The following is a 22,202-nucleotide window of genomic DNA, read 5'->3' as shown; positions in this document are numbered from 1 at the left end:
TGAAATTAGGTTTTTCCGAGAATTTTACGATTATGAGTTCATCGAAATGAACAATTGCATCCAAATATAGAGAATTTATCATTAGTGAGCAAATGGATAAGCGATTAGCGTTTGGTGCACCCGCACGCTTATCGCTCAGCGCCTATCGCACAATTCGCAGTTTAGCAAATTTTAGTAACAACTGTTTATTACCCAAGCCAGTGAAAAATACGGTTGCTTTCACATCGGGTAACGATCCTTCGAGATTTACAATTTTTCCAAAACCAAATTTTTCATGTTCAACATCCATTCCGGTTTGGAATTCGTTTGCCATATTGGGCGTAAAACCTACCGTAGGAATATGTGCTTTTGGTAAAATTGAGGTGGTTTTTGGTCTAATAGTGGTGGTACTAGTGCTTGGTTTTGGTGTAAATTCGCGCTGTTGGCTCCAAGTTTTTCGCTCTTGATCAAAGCTATTGTCTCCAAAACTACTTTTTGCATGTTTTACTACTTCAAGCTCCAAATAAGAAGGATTAATTTCATTGATAAACCTGCTCGGCTCACAAGATGTTAATGTGCCCCAGCGATATCGGGAAGTGGCATAGGTAATAGTTAATTTCTTTTCGGCTCTGGTAATGGCTACATAAAATAAACGGCGTTCCTCTTCGAGATCTATTCTTGAAGTAAGGGACATTTGCGATGGGAAGAGATTTTCTTCTAAGCCCACAATAAACACATTTTTAAATTCCAGACCTTTAGCAGAGTGGATTGTCATTAGTGAAACCGTATCTCTGTTTTTATCGTCAGAACGGTCATCATTTGTTAAAAGCGCAATATCCTGCATAAAAATTGCCAAACTCCGATCTTCAATGTCTTCGCGTTCGGCAAATTCCTTAATCCCGTTCATCAGCTCTTGGATATTTTCATATCTACTTCTTCCTTCAACACTATCATCGGTATGCAGTTCTTTTAAAATTCCTGAATGTTGGGCAATGAATAAGGCCGTTTCATAAGCATCTAATTTTTTAGATTCAGCAGCAAAACTTTGGATCATTACTGCAAAATCATTCAACTGATTAGGTACACGTCCTTCTAGGTAATGTTGTGCATTGCAAATTACTTCCCACATGGTGATGTTATGCTTGTCTGCAGCGACCGAGATCTTTTCGATAGTTGTATCGCCTAAACCTCTTCTGGGGTAATTAATTACACGTTTTATGGCCTCTTCATCTGCGGGATTGAAGGTTAACCTAAAATAAGCGATCAAATCTTTTATCTCTTTGCGTTGATAAAAAGAAAGACCTCCATAAATTTTATAGGGAACATTCAGTTTCCGGAGTGCCTCTTCCATTGCTCTACTCTGGGCATTGGTACGGTACAAAATGGCGAAATCTTTATAGCTTAAACCAGCATTTGCCCGATCCTGAACAATAGCTTCGGCAACGAGCTTACCTTCTTCATTATCAGAAAAAGCTCTCGAAACCTTAATTCGATCGCCTTTTTCGTTATCAGAGAAGACATTTTTTTCGAGCTGGTGCTTATTATTGGCGATGATACTATTAGCAACCTCTACAATATTTTGCGTAGAACGATAATTTTGCTCCAGTTTATAAACTTTCAGGTCGGGATAATCACGTTCGAAATTTAAGATATTCTGAATATTGGCCCCACGAAAGGCATAGATACTCTGCGCATCATCGCCAACAACACAGATATTCTGATGGGCTGCCGCCAATTTTTTAACGATTGTGTATTGAGAAAAATTAGTATCCTGATACTCATCAACCATAATGTATTTAAACTTATGCTGATATTTATTTAGAACATCAGGATGGTCTTTAAGCAAAACATTAGTCTTAAATAAAAGATCATCAAAATCCATCGCGCCAGCTTTATAACATCGTTTTGCATAAGCTTCGTAGATCAAACCAAGGAAAGGACGTTTATTACCTGCATCTTCGGCCTGATAAATATCGTTCTCTAAATATTCGGTATAGGATATAAGGTTATTTTTTGCCGCAGAAATACGGTTAAATACGATATTGGCGGCATATAGCTTATCATCTAACTGCATCTCTCGTACAATGGTTCTGATCAAACTTTTGCTATCATCAGTATCATATATCGTGAAATTAGAAGGATAACCGATTTTATCCGCTTCATAACGCAGAATTTTAGCAAAAACCGAGTGGAAAGTGCCCATCCAAATATTTTTTGCCTCGCCACCAACTACTTTGGCGATCCGTTCTCGCATATCCTTGCTGGCTTTATTGGTAAAAGTAAGTACTAGAATATTGAATGCGTCGACCCCTTTTTCTACCAAATAAGCAACCCTGTAGGTAATTACCCTCGTTTTGCCCGACCCTGCGCCAGCAACTATCATTACCGGCCCTTGGGTGTTTTCTACTGCTGCTCTTTGCTGTGGGTTTAATCCTGCTAAATAATCCAAATCTGTCCTCTCTTTTGAGGTTCAAAAATAACAAATTATGTCTTGGTATAGAACTGTGTTAGTAAAAAATTAAAGTGCTTGGTGTAGAGCGCTCGTTAGTTGATACCACACGCTTATCGCTATGCGCTTATCGCCCAACGCCTACCGCTCAACGCCTAACGCCCAACGCCTAACGCCGTGCGCTCACATCCATTCCTCACTACCGCTTTCGATCTGATAAAGCCAATAGTTTACCAAATGTTTGATCTCTGTATAATTGCCATATTTGAAATGGATTATCCCCGCTGCAGTATGTAAATTTACGTGTCCAACATCAACGCCTTTATGCCACGGGTATTGGAAAGTGGTAATTGCCTGGATCTTGTGGGGCAAAATGATTTCATGTGTGATGTCCCAAATCCCACTCCGTTTTACAATAAAATCCTGATCAACGCTGATGCGATGTTTCTTATAGCTCAGGTAAATAAATGTAACTGCCAATACAAAATAGGCAATTGCTAGGGGATAAAAAGCTTTAAAATCAGGAATATTGATCCAGAAAATAAGGAAGATAGCAACCGGTAAAACGCCCTTAAAAAAAATGGGAAGGTTCAGAAATCGCCAATTTGGGTAAAAACTGCCGCTTTTTGGGGGAACGGATTCAAGGATCATTTTCACTAGTTGATCTCGTTCCGAGGGATTGCAACCAGGTACCAATAAATTTGAACTTTGTAACTCCTCTCCATGATGAGAGTGGCCCGAAGTAGCCTGCTTCAGTTCCATATTGAGCAGATTCATTTTCTTCTGAAAGTAATTCTGGCTGTAGGCAGTAATCTGTACTTTATTTGGACTTAGCAAGGTGTTTTTGCGAGCAAACAAACCTGCCGAAATTAAAAGGGAGTGTTTGTGCTTGCTGATGGTAAAGTCGAAATACTTTACAAAGGTTCTGACAATATTTATGACAAGAATGAGGAAGAGAATTATCCCAATAAAAATACTGATCGAAAAGAAAGTAAAAGCAGCTTCGAAAACTTTTTCAACCTGCCCTTCATCCATATTAAAAGCAGCTAATAATTCTTTTGCATTGTGATACAAAGGATAGATAAAAGCGAGCAATAGGGCAATGCTGCTTCCATAATTAGAGGTTAAACCAACCTTAAATAAAGTGCTGGCGCTCACCTTTAAAAAAGGTATATCTTGGCCATCAGTGCTCTTTGTAGCAATACTTTGATGCGAGATACTTTTTCTGCTTAATAAGTGCTCCCTTAAACTTACCGCAAGAGGTTCGCTTATTGCTTTAATGCTCACTTCTTGCCCATCACTGCCTGGGGTATCTATTTTTAGTCCGTAGATGCCTATAATTTTCTGAAGCAGGTTTTGATTGATGTTTACCTGTTGAATTTTATCCAATTGCACCGTAAGTTGTGTTTTATTGAAAATTCCTTTATTGATTACAAATTCCTGTTTTTCATCATCCAAAAAGAAGGTAAATTTAAGGTAGCTGAAGTACGAAAAAACAAGAATACCAGTTAGCAGTATGGCCACTCCCAGGCCACTATAGGCGAGCGCTGTCTTATCAGCCTTTGCTACGAATATAATTATAGGAATTGCCAATGCCTTTACGAAATGACGTAAGTTATTAAACGCCATAATTACGATCCCTACAATGGATTGCCTTTGAGGCTTGCTGAAATCGTAATTCATGATTGGTCTTCGGTTTGAGTATCTATTTGAACCAATTTCTTCAACAATAGCTCTTTTATATTTTTGGCTTTTTCTATTTCGATCCCGGATACTTTTAAATGTCCTGTTTGTCCGCCGGCAGTATAAATTTGGAGTTTTCCAAGTTTAAAGATCCTCGAAAACACTCCTTCATCAAGTGCAACATGTTGGATTCGGTTTAAAGGTACAATGGTTGTAGTTTCAGCGATAATACCACTTTTATAGATAATATCTTTTTCTCTTAATGCATAACCTCTCTTTTTAAAGCTCGCACTATAGATAACAAAAAGTAGTACCGAAAAAACTAAATACCCTCCAGTAATTAAATAAGCTTGTGCCTTAAATTCGGGCACATTAAAAATTAATGCGGCTAGCGCGCCACCCAATAGAAGTAGTAAAATAACGATATTGATGATAATTACTTTCCAATAACTAGGATGGGGCTTAAATAGCTGAACCGATTGATAGGTGGGAAGTTGGTTAAGATCAATGGGCTCATTGGTGAAGTGTTGCATAGTAGATTATTTATTGTCCTAAGATAATAATGATGATTGATTTTTGGTGCTGATTTCAGAATTTTTAGTCGGCTTTTACCGAAAAGTCTATATTTGTTTAAAATCTATACCTTATGCAAGAAATCAAAAAATATGTAGAAGAAAATAAACAGCGCTTTTTAGATGAGCTGTTTGAACTGTTGCGTTTTCCATCGGTTAGTGCCGATCCAAAATATAAGAATGACGTATTAAAAACTGCCGATTTTGTAGCCCAAAAACTAAAAGATGCAGGTGCTGAAAATGTGGAGATCTGTGAAACCGCGGGCTATCCCATTGTGTATGGAGAAAAAATTATTGATGCTAACCTACCAACGGTTTTGATCTACGGCCATTATGATGTACAGCCAGCTGATCCGCTCGAACTTTGGAAAACCCCTCCATTTGAGCCCACTGTACGTGATGGGAAAATTTATGCAAGAGGAGCTTGTGACGATAAAGGGCAATTCTATATGCATGTGAAAGCGTTTGAACTAATGATGAAAACGGATACATTGGCTTGTAATGTTAAATTTATGATCGAGGGCGAGGAAGAAGTAGGCTCTGCAAACCTTGGTATTTTTGTTAATGCCAACGCAGAGCGATTAAAAGCCGATGTGGTATTAATTTCTGATACTTCTATGATCAGCATGGAAAACCCTTCTATCGAAACCGGATTGCGAGGATTGGCTTATATGGAAGTTGAGGTTGTTGGTCCAAACCGAGATTTACATTCGGGGGTTTACGGAGGCGCTGTGGCCAATCCGGCTACGATTTTATGCAAAATGATTGCTTCACTACATGATGAGAATAATCATATCACTATACCTGAGTTTTACGATAAAGTGATCGAGCTAACAGATTCAGAAAAGAAAGCCCTAAATGAAGCTCCATTTGATTTGAGCGAATACAAAGAAGATCTAGCAATTGATGAAGATTGGGGAGAAAAAGGCTATAGTACTTTAGAACGTACCGGTACCCGACCAACACTTGAAGTAAATGGGATTTGGAGCGGATATACTGGTGAAGGCGCAAAAACCGTATTGCCGAGCAAAGCGAATGCTAAGATTTCGATGCGCTTGGTGCCTAATCAAACTTCTGATGAAATTGCTGAAATCTTTACCAAACATTTCAAAAGTATTGCTCCTAAAAATGTAAAGGTTAAGGTAACAACGCATCATGGGGGCGAACCAGTGGTTACGCCAACTGATAGCGTAGCCTATCGCGCTGCAGAACAAGCGATTATCGAAAGTTTTGGTAAAAAACCGATTCCTACACGTGGTGGAGGTAGTATTCCTATCGTGGCCCTATTTGAAAGCGCACTTGGGATCAAGTCAGTGTTATTTGGTTTCGGACTGGATAGTGATGCACTGCATTCGCCCAACGAGAAGTACGATATCTATAATTACTATAAAGGGATCGAGACTTTGCCCTTGTTTCATAAATATTACGCAGAATTGAGTAAAGATTAATTATTTCACCACCTTAGACACCTCAGATGCCTAAGATAATTTGCCAAATTATCTATAGGATATGCTCCTTAGGGGTCTAAGGCGCCTTAGGTGGTAAAAAAATATGCCAACCCGAAAACGTAAAACTTCCCGCAGAAAAACAAAAAAGCTTCCCTTACAGCTAAAATTCGCAATTGTAGTTGTCCTGCTTATTGTATTGTCGCCTTTCTATTATGGCTATATTTTAAAATTTGCAGCTTCTACGTGGTTTTGGATCAGGCACCCCAATGAGGATAAAAACTATCGAACCTACGAAAGCTTTAACATCAAGATCCCAAAAAAATATACCATCCATGGGATTGATGTATCCTATTATCAAGGGAAAATAGATTGGCAACAGGTAAAATCAATGAAAGATGACGATGTTCAGGTCAGTTTTGCATTTATCAAGGCTACCGAAGGACTTTTAGTAGTTGATCCCTACTTTCAGCGAAATTGGCGCGAAGCTCCTAAAGCGGGAATAAAAGTGGGCGCCTACCATTTTTTTAGGCCAAAAAGATCTGGATTATGGCAAGCCAATTTCTTTCTTCAGACCATCAGCGTAGAAAAAGGGGATCTTCCACCCGTAGTTGATATTGAAAGTTTAGATGGTGTTTCGCCAGAACAAATGCGAAAAGAACTCAATGCGTTTATTGTTCAGGTGGAAGAGAAAACAAAGGTCAAACCTATTATTTACTCAGGATTAAAGTTTTATAAATCCTATCTGATGGGATTTTATAACGATTATCCTTTTTGGGTTGCACATTACCATCAGCCTAAGCTTAATTTAGAAAGCAAAAACTATAAATTTTGGCAACATTCTGACAAGGCTAAAATTAATGGGATTAACCATAATGTAGATTTTAACGCCTTTAATGGTGATAGTGTTCAGTTTGCTAAAATCCTAATTCCATAAAAAAACCTCTCGTGTGTGTGCGACAGGTTTTTATAACTAATTGTGGGCGCTCCCTGCGCCATGCTCCATGCTATCTTCTGGCAGCAACATAAACATCTGATGCGCTCATGTCGGTTTTTTTAGATAGGAAACTGTCTAAGGTAATTTTTGATGATTTATCCATTTCAATTTGATAGGAATCTGTAGCGCCTTTTAGCGTTAATGCTGAAGTTTTTTGAATGGTTGTATATAAACTTTCAGTTTTTGTGTTCAATTCAACTTTAGCATTGTCTTTCAAAAATACTTGAAGATATTTTAAAGTTAAAACAGCATTAGTTTGTACGATTGCATTTCCAGATGCTTCAATTCTATAGATGTCATCTACAAAAATGGTGATTTTACCGCCACTTGTGTACGATTTTGCATTTACATATAAGGCATTGCCCACTTTTTTTACGGATACATCCCCGCTGCCTTCATTGGTATATAATACTTTTGATTTGGGAGATTGTGAAATAATTACTTCAACATTTCCGGTGATAACCAACCTTTTAATTGAGGATACATTTACTTCATTTGCTGATACAGTTTTAACTGTTTCGTTAGCATAAACTGTTGATGTTGAGATAGCTAATGCCATAAGACCAGTAGCTACTAATGTTTTGATTGAGGTTTTCATAATGTTTTTAATTTGTGTGATTTTGATAATAAGACGACATCGCATAAAAAAGGTTGCAGGCACTTTATCTTTTTTATACGAGATTATCGTAATTATCGACGAACGGGAGATTTGACTAGACGAAAGAGGAAGTGCGAAAGTCGGTAAGTCTGAGAGTCCGATATTTTAGCCTTATAATAAACTATTTATGATTCCTGTAGGAAGACTTGGTTGTCTTCGGCTCGCTAAGACTGACAATTTGAAATAATTTTACTCCTATGTGTGCTATCTTTTTATGTTGTTGATTCTGTTTTACAGCAAGGCGATTGCCCCAAAGGGGCTCCTGTAGAGCTTCGAGAAAAGCTCGCAATGACGATAGCAGAATCTCTAGGGTTTAAGACCAGAAACTTAGCTGTTCTTAGACGTCTAACCTGCCTGCCCGCAGGGATGGTGAAAATATGTAATAGTAGATGTTTAGTTTCAGAAACTAAAGAGCCTGAGGCGTCTTAGGTGGTTACGCAATTAAATTACCCAGCTTTCGCAATTCTTCAGGAACACTGGATCGGCATCTGCGCCAATGCCCGGGGTTTCGGGTACATCTAGAAAATATCCATCATAGGATAGTCCACCAACTACCGGATCAACCAAATGACCAAGTAAGCAGGTATCAAGGTCGAAAAAGGTCACATTCGGACTAGCCAATGCAAAATGGAGATTTGCACTTAGGGCAATCCTGCTTTCCAGCATACTCCCGATCATACACTTTACGCCATGCTGCAATGCCTCTTCATGTATTTTTTGAGCTTCTAAAATGCCCCCTGATTTGGCAAACTTGATATTTAAATATTCGCATGCCTGGGTATTAATCAGCTTTCGGGCATCGTGATGGTTGTAGCAACTTTCGTCGGCCATGATTTTAATCGGAGAGTTTAGTGCAAGTTCAGGTAATTTATCATCGTACCATGTGCGCATCGGCTGTTCGCAAAACTCAATATCTTGCGATTCCAGCGCCCCTAATGCAAACAATGCGTCATCAAAGCTCCATCCTTGGTTGGCATCTAAGCGGAAGGTCATTTCATCGCCTACGGCTGCCCTAATCTGTTTTACTCTTTCAATATCTTCATTGACTTTTTTACCTAGTTTGATTTTTATGATCCTGCAGCCATTTTGTTGATATTTCCTTGCGGTTAATGCCATTCCCTCTGGAGTATCAATGCCTATTGTCATATCGGTTTCGATAGTTCGTTTATGCCCACCTAAAAATAAATAAAGAGGTAATTTGGCATTTTTGGCAGCAATATCAAACAAAGCCATATCAAATGCACTTTTTATCGTAGCATTATGATCTGCATAGGCCAATAAGTCTTGCATCCTTTCTGGAATTTCTAATGGATCTTTGCCCTTCCAAATTTTCGCAAAATCTTTTGCCATGGCTAAACAGGTGTCTTGGGTTTCGCCAACAATCATTGGGAATGCCGAACATTCGCCCACCCCATAGATTCCCCGATCAGTAAAAACTCTCACCAATACATTCTGTGCAAAATGCATCGTGCCTGTTGCAATTACAAATGGTTCCATTGGGATGCTAAAGCGGTAGATTTCGGTATGGGTGATCGTCATGTTCGTTAAGCGTAGGGCGATTAGCGTTAAGCGTTAGTTCTTATCTGTAAAGTTAATTATAAAATGCAAAAACTAAATTTAAATAGGTTTGTATATTTATAGCTTTCCATATTCCATATTCCGTCTTCCAAGCCTGACCGGCAGGCATGCATCTTACATTTTTCAATATGACCGAACCCAACTCCCTCATTCACGCCTCATCTCCCTACCTCTTGCAACATGCCTATAATCCAGTTCATTGGCATGAGTGGGGGCCAGCGGCGCTTGAAAAGGCTAAACTAGAAAATAAACTGATTTTGGTAAGTATTGGCTATTCTGCCTGCCATTGGTGCCATGTGATGGAACACGAAAGTTTTGAAAATTATGAAGTTGCCGAAGTGATGAACCATAATTTCGTTTGTATTAAGGTTGATCGGGAGGAGAGACCGGATATAGACCAGATTTACATGTTGGCCGTACAGTTGATGAATGGAAACGGAGGTTGGCCACTTAATGCCATTTGTTTGCCTGATCAGCGCCCAGTGTATGGCGGGACTTATTTTAGAAAAAACGACTGGATCAATATTTTGCAAAATGTAGCTGATTTATGGGAAAATGAGCCAGAAAAGGCCAAAAATTATGCAGAGCGATTAACACAGGGAATCAACGAGGCAGAACTAATTTCAGCACCAACTAATGATGTTGAATTTACTTTAGCACAGCTTGATGAGATTATCGAACCTTGGAAACGACATTTCGACATAGATCAGGGTGGTTACAATAGATCGCCCAAATTTCCTTTGCCCAATAATTGGATGTTCTTGCTACGCTACAGTTTTTTGAAACCGGATGAAGCCTCTTTTGCAGCAGTTTGTGGTACTTTGGAGGCAATGGCCATGGGTGGGATTTACGACCAAATAGGAGGGGGATTTTCCCGTTACTCAGTCGATGATAAATGGCACGTGCCCCATTTTGAAAAGATGTTGTATGACAATGCCCAACTGATTGGATTATACGCCGAAGCATATCAATGTCTCAAATATGAACCCTTAATGCAGATTGTAGTTGATACCATCGATTGGGTATTTAGAGAAATGAGCGACGAAAACGGTTTGTTTTATGCTGCGTTGGATGCGGATAGTGAAGGCGTAGAAGGTAAATTTTATGTGTGGGACAGAAAAACATTTGATCGGGTTGTAGAGGATGATGCGGCCTTGATGGCTGAATATTTTAATGTAACTGAAGAAGGTAATTGGGAAGAGGAAAAAACGAATATTTTAAGGAAACTGGTGGGCGATGCCGAGTTTGCCGAAAAACATAAAATCAGCGAGGGCGAACTATACGATAAGGTATGTTTAGCAAAAGCGAAACTTTTAGATGAACGTAGCCATAGAATAAGACCGGGCTTGGATGACAAATGTTTAACTGCCTGGAACGCCATGATGATTAAAGCCTTAGCCGATACATCTCAAATTGTAGGATCTAAAATCTACTACGAAAGGGCAAAGGATGCGGCCAGTTTTATTTTAAATCATATGGTTACACCAGATGGAGGTTTATACCGTAATTATAAAAATGGAAAAGCAAGTATTGTTGGGTTTTTGGATGATTATGCCTTTATGATCGAAGCATTAATTGCTTTATATGAGGCAGATTTTGATGAAAATTGGTTGGAGGAAGCTCAAGCTTTAACCAACTATGTTCTTCACAATTTCCAAGATCCTTCTAGTGAAATGTTGTTCTATACTGCCAGAAATGGAGAAGCGCTCATTGCCCGCAAACACGAAGTGATGGATAATGTAATTCCGGCTGCCAATTCGGTAATGGCACAAAACCTTCAAAAACTTGGGTTATTTTTTGACTTGGAACATTACAGAGATAAATCTTCGGCAATGCTAAAATCCGTGCTGCCTAGAATCAAAGCGTATGGATCTGCCTACTCTAACTGGTGCATACAGTTATTAAATGAAGTTTATGGCATAAATGAGATCGCAATGGTGGGTTCTAACCTAGTTGAAGTAAAAAAAGGGCTCAGTAATTTCTACATTCCCAATAAAATTACATTAGGCGGAACAAAAAGTGAACTCCCTTTGTTAAAAGATAAGCAAAGCGAAGAAACAAAAATTTATATTTGCCGAAATAAAACCTGCCAGCTGCCCGTAAATACGGTTGGCGAAGCAATAAAAATTATAAAACTAAATAGGAATGAACATTAATTCGAACACAGTGGTGTCTATCACTTATGAACTCCACACCACCACTCCAGAAGGTCAGCAAGTTTTTGTTGAGAAAGCAAACGAAGAACAACCCTTAGTGTTCTTGTATGGCGTAGGCATGATGCTACCTAAATTTGAAGAACATTTACAAGGCTTACAAGCCGGGGATGAATATAGTTTCGAACTTTCTCCAGCAGACGGTTACGGAGAAATTGATGCAACTGCACATGTAGATTTGCCTTTGGATATGTTTAAAGAGGCTGGTGGCGAACTGCCTCAAGTAGGTGATGTTATTCCATTACAAGATAACCAGGGAAACCAATTTCGTGCTGGAGTTACCGGTGTTCACGAAGCTCATATTTCGGTCGATTTAAATCATCCAATGGCTGGTAAAAATCTAATTTTTGCCGGTAAAGTGCTAACGGTTCGTGAAGCAACGGCTGATGAGTTAAATCATGGTCACGCACATGGTGCTGATGGACATTCAGGACATTAACATAAGTCTCTAATAACATTACCAAAATCCTCATTGCTTACACGATGGGGATTTTTTGTTATGGAATTTCAGATGAGAACATTTGGCAGGGTGAGCTATAGAAGCAAATTTTGCCGGCATGACGCTTTAATTAGCCATCTCGCACAGTAATGAAAACTTAGGTGATCTTACAACGTGTTCAAGACCTGATTACGATTCTCTATCAAAAACTGTGTTTAATTGAATATTAAACCCGGGTAAAATGGTGGAGGTAACTATACCATCAATTCCTATTGGATCAAAGCCTTCAAATTTACCATTATCATTTAAAAGATATTTTAAACATTCTTTTTTATCTGGGTTAATGATCCAATATTCTTTTATTCTTTTTTCTTCATAAACATCAAACTTAAATATCCTGTCTTTTTTACTGTTGCCAGGCGATAAAATTTCAACTATCAAGTCTGGTGCACCAATACAGCCACGGGCATCTAATTTTTTCGGATCACAAACTACCACAATATCGGGCTGAACAACTGTAAAGATATCCTTGTCCTTTTTGCTGTTTATAGGAAGCCTTACGTCAAATGGTGCGCCATATACTTCACACTTATGACCTTCAAGAAAGTTGTAGAATCGATTAAAGATTTTGCCAAATATTTTTTGGTGCACCCTAAATGGCGCATCCATCAAAAAGATTTTGCCTTTAATGATTTCTAAGCGGTCTTCAAACTTGAAGCGTAGGTAATCTGCATAGCTATAAGTAGCAGAGTAATCTATTTCCTTTACTGTACTGGGTATCGATAGCTCTTCTGCGGTTGGATAGGGTTTCGGTTTTTTCATATGCCTTTGTTTATGTAAACCTAACGAGATTAAGGCGAAAAAACGAAAAAATTTTCAATTAACTATCAGTAAATCAATTACTTAAATAATTAAATTTATTTCTTAATTGTATAAGATTTTAATGGGATATTTAAACCTAACCAAATCATTACGTATTAAAAAAGCCTTTCAAAATAATTGAAAGGCTTTATATGATATATTATGTACACTCTCAACCCCCAACTCAAGCTCTCCGCTCCATGCGCTCCACCTACTTGTACATCTCCGCCCTTAGCTTTGCTACATCTTCATTATTGATGTAATCATCATAGCTCATCATTCTGTCTATGCTGCCTTTTGGGGTTAATTCGATAATCCTTGTGGCTACCGTTTCGGTTAGTGCATGATCTCGGGAAGTAAACAAGATTGTTCCTTTAAAATCTTTCATCCCGTTGTTTAATGCGGTAATTGATTCGAGGTCGAGGTGATTAGTAGGCTCGTCAAACATCAGTAAATTAGCCAATTGAAGCATCATCCTTGAGAACATACAACGCATTTTTTCGCCTCCAGAAAGTACTTTAACATTTTTAAGCACTTCATCGCCCGAGAAAAGCATTCTGCCCAAAAAACTTCTCACAAATTGTTCATCAGCGTCTGTTCCCGAATATTCGCGCAACCAATCTACCAGGTTCTCGTCCTTTCCTTCAAAGTAAGCTGAATTATCATTCGGGATATCAGCTGTGCTAATGGTTACGCCAAACTTAAACTCGCCTTTATAGCTTTGATCTCTTCCCGAAAGGATATCATAAAATGCAGTAGTTGCTAAACTATTTTGTGAAAGGATGGCAATCTTATCGCCTTTGTTAACCATGAAGTTTACATTAGTAAATAGGGTTTCGCCATTGGAAACCTTACTTAATCCTTCTACCTGTAAGATCTGATCTCCCGCTTCGCGACCTAAATTATTGAACAGAATTGCAGGATATTTTCTGCTTGAAGCTTTAATTTCCGATATATCGATCTTATCTAAGGCTTTTTTACGTGAAGTTGCCTGTTTTGATTTTGAGGCATTTGCACTAAAACGCTGGATAAATTCTTGGAGTTCCTTTACTTTTTCTTCCAGTTTTTTATTTTGATCGCTTCGTTGTTTTAGCGCCAGCTGACTAGATTCGTACCAGAAGGTGTAGTTTCCGGTATAGATATTCATCTTGCTGAAATCGATATCTACAATATGTGTACAAACCGCATCCAAAAAGTGCCTATCGTGTGATACAACCAATACAATGCTTTGATAATCGGCCAAGAAATTTTCTAACCAGGCAATGGTGTCTATATCCAAATCGTTTGTAGGCTCATCCAATAATAAAATATCAGGATTACCAAATAAGGCCTGAGCTAATAATACCCTAACTTTCTGGTTACCATCTAATTCTTTTAATTGTTTATAGTGATGCTCTTCCTTAATACCAAGATTACTTAATAAGGTTGCTGCGTTGCTTTCCATATTCCAACCATCTTTTTCTGCGAATATATTTTCTAGCTCGCCTGCTCTTTCACCATCTTTATCGGTAAAATCTTCTTTAAGGTAAATGGCATCTTTTTCTTTCATGATGTCGTACAATTCCTTATGGCCGATCATTACCGTTTCTAGCACAGAAAATTCATCAAATTCGTAGTGGTTCTGCTTTAGCACGGCCATCCGCTCGCCAGGAGTAAATGCCACCGAACCAGAGGTCTGGTTTACTTCGCCGCTTAAAATTTTTAAAAAGGTAGATTTTCCTGCGCCATTGGCACCAATTACCCCATAGCAATTTCCTGGCGTAAATTTAAGGTTAACATCTTCAAATAGGGTTCGTTTGCCGTAACGGAGGGAAAGATTAGAAACTGAAATCATGTTTTTGAAATAAAATGCAAAGGTACGAAAAAAGTCGGGATTTATGAGTGTCAAGTATGGATTCTGGATGTCTATCGCGAATTTTTTTCCATATTTTTACGGTATGAAATCCGGTAGTTTACTTAGCGATATTTCCCAAAAATTGCATAAAACGAAAATTCTTGCTTTGGCGAATATTGCTTCAAAAAGTAACTATTCGGTAAAAGAGCTTATTGATCTTACCTTTTATCACGATCACAAAATTGGATTTCGTGCATCATGGATCCTAGAATATATCTACACCCTTGATATAGAAAGATTTTTACCTTTTGCTCCTTATTTTTTGCAGCAATTTTGTTTACAAGAAAACCCCTCTTGCAGACGCCATTTTAGCAAGATTCTGGCATTAATGACAGATAAAAAAGCCCATTCCCAAATCAAATCCCTTATTCATAGCTATAATAGCGATGAGATTATTGAAACTTTATTTAGCTGGTTAATTACAGAAAATCAACCCGTGGCCATTAAGGTACACAGTTTAACCGCCTTATCTAATTTTTGTGAAAAACACGATTGGGTAAGGGACGAACTCATCCAAACCATAAATTTCTTGTCTGATAAAGAAAGCATAGCCTTTTATAGTAGAGCAAAACAGATTAAGAAGAAGTTGAGTCCGTAGTCCGTAGTCAAAGAAATTTATCCAGTCAGGTTACGTAAAAATCCCTTCCTGCTTGGCAGGCAGGGGGTGTAATCTTTTCATCTGTGTAATCATCCGCGAAGCGCATTTAGCTTATCATCCTAAAAATCGGTGTAATCATCTTCAATCTGTGAAATCATATTCCTACTTTTACAAGATGAGTAATTACGACATTTTAACTACAATCATTAAACAAAGACGAAGCGTTTTTCCAGCTAGTTATATCCAAAAGCCCATTCCAACAGCGGTAATACATCAACTATTAGACAATGCGAATTATGCCCCAACACATAAACTCACACAGCCGTGGCGCTTTGTGGTGATGGCCAATGAAGCTAAAGCACGATTAGGGGAAGAGTTAGGTAGGATTTACCAGCAAAGCGTTCCGCCAGAAAAATTCCTGCCAAAAAAATATGCTAGTTTTGCCGAAAAAACTGCCCAGGCGGCTTGTATCTTAGCAGTAAATATCCAATTTCATCCGGATCAGTTACCAGCCTGGGAAGAAATTGCTGCTACTGCCTGTGCCGTACAAAACATTGCCCTTACGGCCCAATCATTAAATATTGGGGCCTATTGGAGTTCGCCTCCACTAATTGAGTCGCTAGATGAGTTTCTGGGATTGGCAGAAAACGAAAAGTGCTATGGTCTATTCTATATGGGTTATCACAACGAACAACCAAGAGAAGCAAATAGGACGCCGATGACAGATAAGGTTAGGTGGTTATAAGTAGCTAATCAGCTAATTCACCAAATTCACTAATTTTTCTTTATATTTAAATTAGTTCAACCCAGTCTTTATGCAAGAAATCAAATCCGCATTATACCAACTTTGTTTAGATTTTATTGAGGAGCGCATCCAAACGGCCGAAACGGCGCTTAGTCGTGCCCGTGAAGCAAGTAGCGAAGATACCAAAAGTAGCGCTGGAGATAAATATGAAACAAGCCGAGAAATGATGCAGCAAGATATCGATCGCAACAAAAGATTGCTCATAGATGCTGAAGAAAACCACAGAGTTCTAGGTTCACTAAAAGACGCTCCCTTCTCAGAAACTGCCCGTAACGGCAGTTTAGTACATACCAACCAAGGTAATTTTTACCTCAGTATCAGTGCAGGGCAACTTCATGTAGGCAAAGAAACCATATTTGCCATTTCAGCGGTTTCGCCTATCGGTAAACTCCTTTTGGGTAAGAAAGAAGGGGATAAGTTTGATTTTAACGGGAAAAAGTACGAGATAAAACTCATCGGATAAAACTCATCGGATGACTCGAAGTCATCCGATGAGTTATCTAAAAACTATTCCTAATACTATTACTCAATGTTTTTGGCGACCAATAGCCGCTAGCTATAATCCTTCTAATGGTAAATAGCGGATCTTTTTCATCACGTTTGGTTGATAATTGGAAAGCCATTTTAAATCCACGTTTTTTCAATTCTGGAATTCCTTCGGCGTTCCATAAACCAAATGGATAGGCAAACTCGGTCATTTTCTTGCCTGTAATATCTTCTAATTTCTTGGTTGGTTTATCTAATTGCTCTTCCCAATCTTTACCGGCATATTTTTTAAAGTTTTTATGATCGTAGGTATGGCTTCCAATTATATTTCCCTCATCAGAAAGTTGTTTAATCTGCGCAGAGGACATATAGTCTACAAATTTCCCTTTTCTGCCTATCGATACCGTCATGATAAAATAAACGGCCTTGTAGCCTAGTTTTTTTAAGGCCGGGTTTACAATGGTAAACTGATCTAAATCTGTATCATCAAAGGTTAACATAATTGGCTTTGAAGGTAATTTGGCCCCATTATTTAGGTAGGCATAGAGTTGGTCCGGTAAAATGGTATGATAACCACTATCGGCCAGCATTTTCATCTGATCTTTAAAGTTCTGGATTTCAACAATATAATCCTTGCCCACTTTTCCATCGCTAGCCTTCCAATTACGTACTTGATGGTAACATAAAATGGGTACTTGTTTACGGGCTAAAATCGTTTTGGCATCTGCTACTTTGATTTTGGAGATGTCAACTTTTTCAGTTGAAGTGCCATCTGCATTTGCTACCTGTGAGGTACTGTCATTAGAAGAAGCGTCAGTTGATTGTGATTTGGATTGACAACTAGCCATTAAAATTAGGCCTGCTGCTAGTAAGGATAGAAAATTTTTGTTCATGGATAAATATTTTGCCACAAAACTATAAAAAGTTTTCAAATGTCTTGCGTTTGGCGTAAAGCGTTTTGCGACGTTTATCGCTCAACGCTTTACGCCTGCCTATCTAACTTCATTATTACAAATTAAAATACCGATACGTTAACATTTTAAATAAATTAGACTTTTATTTATCATTTAATCACCATCAATGAAGAAACTTTACTTTCTCTTATCAATTATTTGTTTGCTGGTAGCTAATGCAATTGCCCAAACTAAAACAATTTCTTTAACTGAAACTACAACAAGTACCGAAAAAGCAAATTATCAGGCAGCCGCCCGGTTTTCGCCAACAAAATTAAGAAAGATTATTTTTTCAACTGCTGTTGATCCACATTGGCTAAAATTATCGAACCGGTTTTGGTACCAATATGAAACCCCAAACGGAAAACAATGGTGGATAGTTGAACCAGCCCTAAAAACCAAAAGATTATTATTCGATACCGATAAACTGGCTGCAGAAATTACTTTGGTAATTCTTGATCCCTTTGATGCGCAACATCTGCCCATCGAAAACCTTAAATTCGCGAAAGACGAAAAAAGCATCAATTTCGAAATCAAAAGCACAATTGATGAACTTAAAAAAGACAGAAAGGATAAGAAAGCTGCAGATTCGATGCAAAAAAAGATTTTCTTCTTCAATTATGAGCTTGCTACCAACAAATTAACAGAGGTAAAGAACTACGATAAACCAAAAGCCAAACCATCTTGGGGATCTGTTGCACCAGATTCATCAGCTGTAATTTTTGCCAGAAATTATAACTTATATTGGATGGATAAGGCGAACTATAAAAAAGCGGTTAAAAATGAAGATGACAGCACGATTGTAGAACATCAGTTAACTAAGGATGGGGTAAAGTTTTATTCTTACGGAAATGATGGTGATGGCGAAAATAATGAAGAAGTAGTTAAAAATGATAAGAAAAGGAGAGGGGCCTATGTGCTCTGGTCGCCTGATTCGAAGCATTTTGTGCTCGATAGAACAGATTCTAGAAAGGTTAAGGATCTATGGGTAATTAATAGTGTAACTGCCGGCAGGCCCACATTAGAAACCTACAAATATCAAATGCCCGGCGAAAAGGAAGCACCAATAGATGAGTTTGTGCTTTTTAATTTTGCGGCAAAAACTCAAAAAACAATAAATACTACTGCGTTTAAAGATCAAAGTATCTCTTCATGGGGGAAGGAGCAATTAAATAAGGATAGGGACAACGAATTTAGACCTTCGATCTGGTTGGGCGATAATGATAAGTTCTATTTTTCTAGAACTAGCAGAGATCTAAAACGAATAGATATCTGTACTATAGATATCAATACGGGGGTTGTTAAACAACTTATAGACGAGCGTTTTAATACCTATGTAGAAGTACAGCGCCCAGGACTAATTAATGGGGGAAAAGAAATTATCCACTGGAGCGAACGCGATGGTTGGGGACATTTTTACCTGTTCGACGAAAATGGGAAACTTAAAAATCAGATTACTTCAGGATCCTTCCATTGTGAAGGAATCGTAAATATCGATCAAAAAAACAGGGTGCTTTATTTTACGGCAAATGGACGTGAAGCTAAAGAAGACCCTTATTTCTTGCATTTGTACCGAATTAATTTCGACGGAACAGGAATGAAACTGCTTAATAACGGAGATTTTGATCATGCCATTAACATGAATGATGAATCGCAATTTTTTATCGATAATTTCTCGAGAGTTAATACGGTTCCCAAATCAGTTTTACTGGATAATCTTGGTAATAAGGTGATGGATTTGGAAACTGCAGATTTATCGCTCTTAATGACTACAGGTTATAAATTTCCTGAGCCTTTTAAAGTCAAAGCAGATGATGGAGTTACCGATATTTATGGTGTAATGTACAAGCCGTTTAACTTTGACCCGAATAAGAAATATCCCATCATTGAGTATGTTTACCCAGGACCACAAACCGAAGCGGTAAATAAGTCATTTGGCAGAAGCATGGATAGAACTGATCGGTTAGCCCAATTTGGCTATATCGTAATTACAGTTGGCAATAGGGGTGGAAACCCTGCCCGCTCTAAATGGTATCACACCTATGGCTATGGGAATTTACGAGATTATGGGTTGGCCGACAAAAAAGCAGCAATAGAACAACTAGCAGATAGATATAGTTATATTGATGCAAATAGAGTAGGTATTACGGGTCACTCGGGTGGCGGATTTATGTCTACTGCCGCATTATTAGTTTATCCAGATTTCTTTAAAGTTGCCGTTTCGGCAGCAGGAAACCACGATAATAGCATATATAACCGTTGGTGGAGCGAAAAACATCATGGCGTAAAAGAAATCGTTTCGGCAAAGGGCGATACCACTTTTAAATATGCAATTGATAAAAACCCTGATCTAGCAAAAAATTTAAAAGGACATCTATTGTTGATGCATGGTGATGTAGATAATAACGTAAACCCAGCAAACTCTATTCGGGTTGCAAATGCATTGATTAAAGCGGGTAAACGATTTGATTATATGATTGTTCCTGGTCAACGCCATGGTTTTGGAGATATGACAGAATATATGTTCTGGCGTTTGGCCGATTACTTTAACAATTATCTCCTGGGCGATTTTTCTCAATCCGGCAACGTCAATATCATGGAAATGGATCGGGAAATCGAACGAAAGCAGTGATGAGGTTAGTCTTGAGTCGGAAGTCCTGAGTCATGGTCGGTTTAACGTAATTAGTTTAACTTAGGGAAAGAAATGAGAGCTGGCGTGTAGCGGTTTGTTGTCTTAGCTGTTCTAAGAGGTCTGAGATGGTGAAAAAACGTTATGCGTTCCAGGAAAGAGCCAGGATGCAACTTAGGTCTCTAAGGTGTCTTAGGTGGTGAAAAGAAAAGCGCTAGGCGTATGGCGCACAGCGATTGGTTTAACTTAGGTCCCTAAGGTGTCTTAGGTGGTGAAAAAAATAATAAACATGAAAAAACGATTTCTACTGTTCGCGGTTGCCGCTATAAGTTTAGCCGCCTGCCAGTCTAATAAAAGCGATGATTCTGCGCAAACAGATTCTGTATCGTTAAAAGCAATTAATGCTAGCGTTTTAGCTAAGCATATTGCAGTTTTGGCCTCTGATGAATATGAAGGACGGAAGCCCTTTACCATTGGAGAAACCAAGACCATCGCTTACCTTAAAGGAGAGTTTGAGAAATTAGGACTAAAACCAGGTAATGGGGATAGTTATTTTCAAGAAGTGCCTATGGTTGATATCAAATCAACCCCAACAGCATTAACCATCAAGACTGCTGCAGGCAATGTAGGTACAACACTAACCTATTTGGATGATTTTGTGGCGGCAACCCGTCATGTTATTGATAAGGTTGAAATAAAAAATTGCGATATGGTTTTTGCGGGCTACGGGATTGTAGCACCGGAGTATAAATGGAATGATTATGCTGGGTTGGATGTAAAAGGTAAAACTGTTGTAGTAATGGTAAACGATCCTGGATTTCTGGATTCGACTTTATTTAAGGGAAAAACAATGACCTATTATGGCCGTTGGACCTACAAGTTCGAGGAAGCTGCCCGTCAAGGCGCAAGTGGGGTAATTATTATCCATGATACGGATGCAGCAAGTTACCCTTGGGCTGTCGTTAGAAGCGGATGGTCTAAATCGAAACTGTATCTCGCAGCGGCGGATAATAACAGTTCTAGAGCTTTTATGGAAGGTTGGATAACCCAAGATGCAGCTAAGGCGATGTTTAAAATGGCCGGAAAGAGCGCTGATTTAATGAAACAAGCGGGCAGACCAGGATTTAGGCCTGTTGATCTAGGTTTACAGTTATCCACTACAATTACCAATACCATCAAAAAATCCAATTCGAATAATGTGGTTGCTGTATTACCCGGGACCAAAAGAGCAAATGAATATATTATCTATTCTGGACATTGGGATCACTTGGGTACAGGCGAAGCTATCAATGGTGATTCCATTTACAACGGTGCTGTAGATAATGCAACAGGAACAGCCGCTCTATTGGCATTGGCCGATGCATTTAAAAAGGCCAAACATCAGCCAGAACGTTCGGTCATGTTTATAGCCTTAACCGGAGAGGAACAAGGCTTATTGGGTTCAGAATATTATGCTACACATCCATTGGTGCCCGTAAACAAAACCGTTGCAAATATTAATATTGATGCCATGCAACCTATTGGAAAGACAAAGGATATTGTGGCGGTTGGATATGGCCAATCAGAATTGGAAGATTACTTAACCGAAGCCGCCAAAAAACAGGGAAGGGTGGTAGTAAAAGATCAAAATCCATCTGCGGGGTATTATTTTAGATCAGATCATTTTAATTTTGCAAAGGTGGGAATCCCATCACTATATACCGAAACCGGTGAAGAAATTATTGGCAATGAAACCTTAAATGCAGGAAAAATGCTAAAAGAAGACTATACCAAAAATCGGTACCATGCTCCTGGAGATAATTTTGAACCTAATAAATGGAATTTTGAAGGTATAGTTACCGATCTAAGATTGTTATTTGATGTTGGTTACCGATTAAGTAACGAAAGTACTTTCCCAGGCTGGAAAACAGGATCAGAATTTAAAGCGATACGCGATAAGTCGATGAAGTAATTAAAATTAGCT

Annotated in this window: 17 protein-coding genes; 9 read left to right on the top strand and 8 right to left on the bottom strand. The window is 38.6% G+C overall.

Features of this window, described 5'->3' with window-relative positions; genetic code table 11:
- Nucleotides 1-142 precede the first annotated feature (142 nt).
- The 3 genes from AC6H0V_RS08700 to AC6H0V_RS08690 all read right to left on the bottom strand — a co-directional run bounded on the left by AC6H0V_RS08700 (nt 143) and on the right by AC6H0V_RS08690 (nt 4,644).
- Nucleotides 143-2,428 (bottom strand): ATP-dependent helicase, encoded by a 2,286-nt coding sequence (locus tag AC6H0V_RS08700; RefSeq protein WP_497563339.1) that lies wholly within the window; start codon nt 2,426-2,428, stop codon nt 143-145.
- A gap of 183 nt (nt 2,429-2,611) precedes the next feature.
- The gene (locus tag AC6H0V_RS08695; RefSeq protein WP_497563338.1) at nt 2,612-4,111 is read right to left on the bottom strand and encodes a PH domain-containing protein; all 1,500 of its coding nucleotides are present in this window, start codon (nt 4,109-4,111) and stop codon (nt 2,612-2,614) included.
- Entirely contained in the window at nt 4,108-4,644 is a 537-nt protein-coding gene (locus tag AC6H0V_RS08690; RefSeq protein WP_497563337.1) for a PH domain-containing protein, read from the bottom strand. Before AC6H0V_RS08690 ends, AC6H0V_RS08695 begins: the two co-directional genes overlap by 4 nt.
- A gap of 113 nt (nt 4,645-4,757) precedes the next feature.
- On the opposite strand from AC6H0V_RS08690, the gene AC6H0V_RS08685 reads away from it, so the two are divergent.
- Together AC6H0V_RS08685 and AC6H0V_RS08680 are read left to right on the top strand one after the other, a co-directional pair.
- Nucleotides 4,758-6,131 carry a dipeptidase gene (locus tag AC6H0V_RS08685; protein ID WP_497563336.1) on the top strand — a complete coding sequence of 458 codons (1,374 nt, stop codon included), beginning with the start codon at nt 4,758-4,760 and terminating at the stop codon, nt 6,129-6,131.
- A 103-nt stretch (nt 6,132-6,234) separates the two neighbouring features.
- Nucleotides 6,235-7,065: a glycoside hydrolase family 25 protein gene (locus tag AC6H0V_RS08680; protein ID WP_497563335.1), complete on the top strand. Its 831-nt coding sequence runs from the start codon at nt 6,235-6,237 to the stop codon at nt 7,063-7,065.
- Nucleotides 7,066-7,135: 70 nt separating this feature from the next.
- Here the strand turns inward: AC6H0V_RS08680 and AC6H0V_RS08675 are convergent, their stop codons facing one another.
- Nucleotides 7,136-7,723 carry a GIN domain-containing protein gene (locus AC6H0V_RS08675; RefSeq protein WP_497563334.1) on the bottom strand — a complete coding sequence of 196 codons (588 nt, stop codon included), beginning with the start codon at nt 7,721-7,723 and terminating at the stop codon, nt 7,136-7,138.
- 501 nt (nt 7,724-8,224) lie between these two features.
- Nucleotides 8,225-9,322 (bottom strand): mandelate racemase/muconate lactonizing enzyme family protein, encoded by a 1,098-nt coding sequence (locus AC6H0V_RS08670; RefSeq protein WP_497563333.1) that lies wholly within the window; start codon nt 9,320-9,322, stop codon nt 8,225-8,227.
- A gap of 167 nt (nt 9,323-9,489) precedes the next feature.
- On the opposite strand from AC6H0V_RS08670, the gene AC6H0V_RS08665 reads away from it, so the two are divergent.
- A complete protein-coding gene (locus tag AC6H0V_RS08665) occupies nt 9,490-11,517 on the top strand; it encodes a thioredoxin domain-containing protein (RefSeq protein WP_497563332.1) in 2,028 nt (675 codons plus the stop codon).
- The gene (locus AC6H0V_RS08660; protein ID WP_497563331.1) at nt 11,507-12,013 is read left to right on the top strand and encodes an FKBP-type peptidyl-prolyl cis-trans isomerase; all 507 of its coding nucleotides are present in this window, start codon (nt 11,507-11,509) and stop codon (nt 12,011-12,013) included. The genes AC6H0V_RS08665 and AC6H0V_RS08660 overlap by 11 nt, the downstream gene beginning before the upstream one ends.
- A gap of 189 nt (nt 12,014-12,202) precedes the next feature.
- Here the strand turns inward: AC6H0V_RS08660 and AC6H0V_RS08655 are convergent, their stop codons facing one another.
- Both AC6H0V_RS08655 and AC6H0V_RS08650 read right to left on the bottom strand, forming a co-directional pair.
- Nucleotides 12,203-12,835 (bottom strand): Uma2 family endonuclease, encoded by a 633-nt coding sequence (locus AC6H0V_RS08655; RefSeq protein WP_497563330.1) that lies wholly within the window; start codon nt 12,833-12,835, stop codon nt 12,203-12,205.
- Between the two features lie 250 nt (nt 12,836-13,085).
- A complete protein-coding gene (locus AC6H0V_RS08650; RefSeq protein ID WP_497563329.1) occupies nt 13,086-14,708 on the bottom strand; it encodes an ABC-F family ATP-binding cassette domain-containing protein in 1,623 nt (540 codons plus the stop codon).
- 103 nt (nt 14,709-14,811) lie between these two features.
- On the opposite strand from AC6H0V_RS08650, the gene AC6H0V_RS08645 reads away from it, so the two are divergent.
- The 3 genes from AC6H0V_RS08645 (at nt 14,812) to AC6H0V_RS08635 (ending at nt 16,634) form a co-directional block, all read left to right on the top strand.
- Nucleotides 14,812-15,366 carry a HEAT-like fold family protein gene (locus AC6H0V_RS08645; RefSeq protein ID WP_497563328.1) on the top strand — a complete coding sequence of 185 codons (555 nt, stop codon included), beginning with the start codon at nt 14,812-14,814 and terminating at the stop codon, nt 15,364-15,366.
- Between the two features lie 175 nt (nt 15,367-15,541).
- Nucleotides 15,542-16,111: a nitroreductase family protein gene (locus AC6H0V_RS08640; protein WP_497563327.1), complete on the top strand. Its 570-nt coding sequence runs from the start codon at nt 15,542-15,544 to the stop codon at nt 16,109-16,111.
- A 70-nt stretch (nt 16,112-16,181) separates the two neighbouring features.
- Nucleotides 16,182-16,634, top strand: coding sequence for a 3-oxoacyl-ACP synthase (locus AC6H0V_RS08635; RefSeq protein ID WP_497563326.1), 453 nt, complete (start codon nt 16,182-16,184; stop codon nt 16,632-16,634).
- A 37-nt stretch (nt 16,635-16,671) separates the two neighbouring features.
- Here the strand turns inward: AC6H0V_RS08635 and AC6H0V_RS08630 are convergent, their stop codons facing one another.
- Nucleotides 16,672-17,550 carry a polysaccharide deacetylase family protein gene (locus AC6H0V_RS08630; RefSeq protein WP_497563325.1) on the bottom strand — a complete coding sequence of 293 codons (879 nt, stop codon included), beginning with the start codon at nt 17,548-17,550 and terminating at the stop codon, nt 16,672-16,674.
- Nucleotides 17,551-17,737: 187 nt separating this feature from the next.
- Here AC6H0V_RS08630 and AC6H0V_RS08625 point away from each other — a divergent pair, with 187 nt between their 5' ends.
- Together AC6H0V_RS08625 and AC6H0V_RS08620 are read left to right on the top strand one after the other, a co-directional pair.
- Nucleotides 17,738-20,242: a S9 family peptidase gene (locus AC6H0V_RS08625; RefSeq protein WP_497563324.1), complete on the top strand. Its 2,505-nt coding sequence runs from the start codon at nt 17,738-17,740 to the stop codon at nt 20,240-20,242.
- Nucleotides 20,243-20,528: 286 nt separating this feature from the next.
- Nucleotides 20,529-22,190 (top strand): M28 family metallopeptidase, encoded by a 1,662-nt coding sequence (locus AC6H0V_RS08620; RefSeq protein WP_497563323.1) that lies wholly within the window; start codon nt 20,529-20,531, stop codon nt 22,188-22,190.
- The last annotated feature ends 12 nt before the right edge of the window (nt 22,191-22,202 follow it).

It is taken from the genome of Pedobacter sp. NO84 (genome assembly GCF_059703915.1).
Note: the sequence above shows the minus strand (reverse complement) of the source record. Positions and strands in the feature narration are given on the sequence as shown.

What these genes read in the sequence shown, in the direction of transcription:
- AC6H0V_RS08695 (WP_497563338.1), bottom strand. Translation starts at nt 4,111, where the DNA reads ATGAATTACGATTTCAGCAAGCCTCAAAGGCAATCCATTGTAGGGATC.
- AC6H0V_RS08690 (WP_497563337.1), bottom strand. Translation starts at nt 4,644, where the DNA reads ATGCAACACTTCACCAATGAGCCCATTGATCTTAACCAACTTCCCACC.
- AC6H0V_RS08685 (WP_497563336.1), top strand. Translation starts at nt 4,758, where the DNA reads ATGCAAGAAATCAAAAAATATGTAGAAGAAAATAAACAGCGCTTTTTA.
- AC6H0V_RS08680 (WP_497563335.1), top strand. Translation starts at nt 6,235, where the DNA reads ATGCCAACCCGAAAACGTAAAACTTCCCGCAGAAAAACAAAAAAGCTT.
- AC6H0V_RS08675 (WP_497563334.1), bottom strand. Translation starts at nt 7,723, where the DNA reads ATGAAAACCTCAATCAAAACATTAGTAGCTACTGGTCTTATGGCATTA.
- AC6H0V_RS08670 (WP_497563333.1), bottom strand. Translation starts at nt 9,322, where the DNA reads ATGACGATCACCCATACCGAAATCTACCGCTTTAGCATCCCAATGGAA.
- AC6H0V_RS08665 (WP_497563332.1), top strand. Translation starts at nt 9,490, where the DNA reads ATGACCGAACCCAACTCCCTCATTCACGCCTCATCTCCCTACCTCTTG.
- AC6H0V_RS08660 (WP_497563331.1), top strand. Translation starts at nt 11,507, where the DNA reads ATGAACATTAATTCGAACACAGTGGTGTCTATCACTTATGAACTCCAC.
- AC6H0V_RS08655 (WP_497563330.1), bottom strand. Translation starts at nt 12,835, where the DNA reads ATGAAAAAACCGAAACCCTATCCAACCGCAGAAGAGCTATCGATACCC.
- AC6H0V_RS08650 (WP_497563329.1), bottom strand. Translation starts at nt 14,708, where the DNA reads ATGATTTCAGTTTCTAATCTTTCCCTCCGTTACGGCAAACGAACCCTA.
- AC6H0V_RS08645 (WP_497563328.1), top strand. Translation starts at nt 14,812, where the DNA reads ATGAAATCCGGTAGTTTACTTAGCGATATTTCCCAAAAATTGCATAAA.
- AC6H0V_RS08640 (WP_497563327.1), top strand. Translation starts at nt 15,542, where the DNA reads ATGAGTAATTACGACATTTTAACTACAATCATTAAACAAAGACGAAGC.
- AC6H0V_RS08635 (WP_497563326.1), top strand. Translation starts at nt 16,182, where the DNA reads ATGCAAGAAATCAAATCCGCATTATACCAACTTTGTTTAGATTTTATT.
- AC6H0V_RS08630 (WP_497563325.1), bottom strand. Translation starts at nt 17,550, where the DNA reads ATGAACAAAAATTTTCTATCCTTACTAGCAGCAGGCCTAATTTTAATG.
- AC6H0V_RS08625 (WP_497563324.1), top strand. Translation starts at nt 17,738, where the DNA reads ATGAAGAAACTTTACTTTCTCTTATCAATTATTTGTTTGCTGGTAGCT.
- AC6H0V_RS08620 (WP_497563323.1), top strand. Translation starts at nt 20,529, where the DNA reads ATGAAAAAACGATTTCTACTGTTCGCGGTTGCCGCTATAAGTTTAGCC.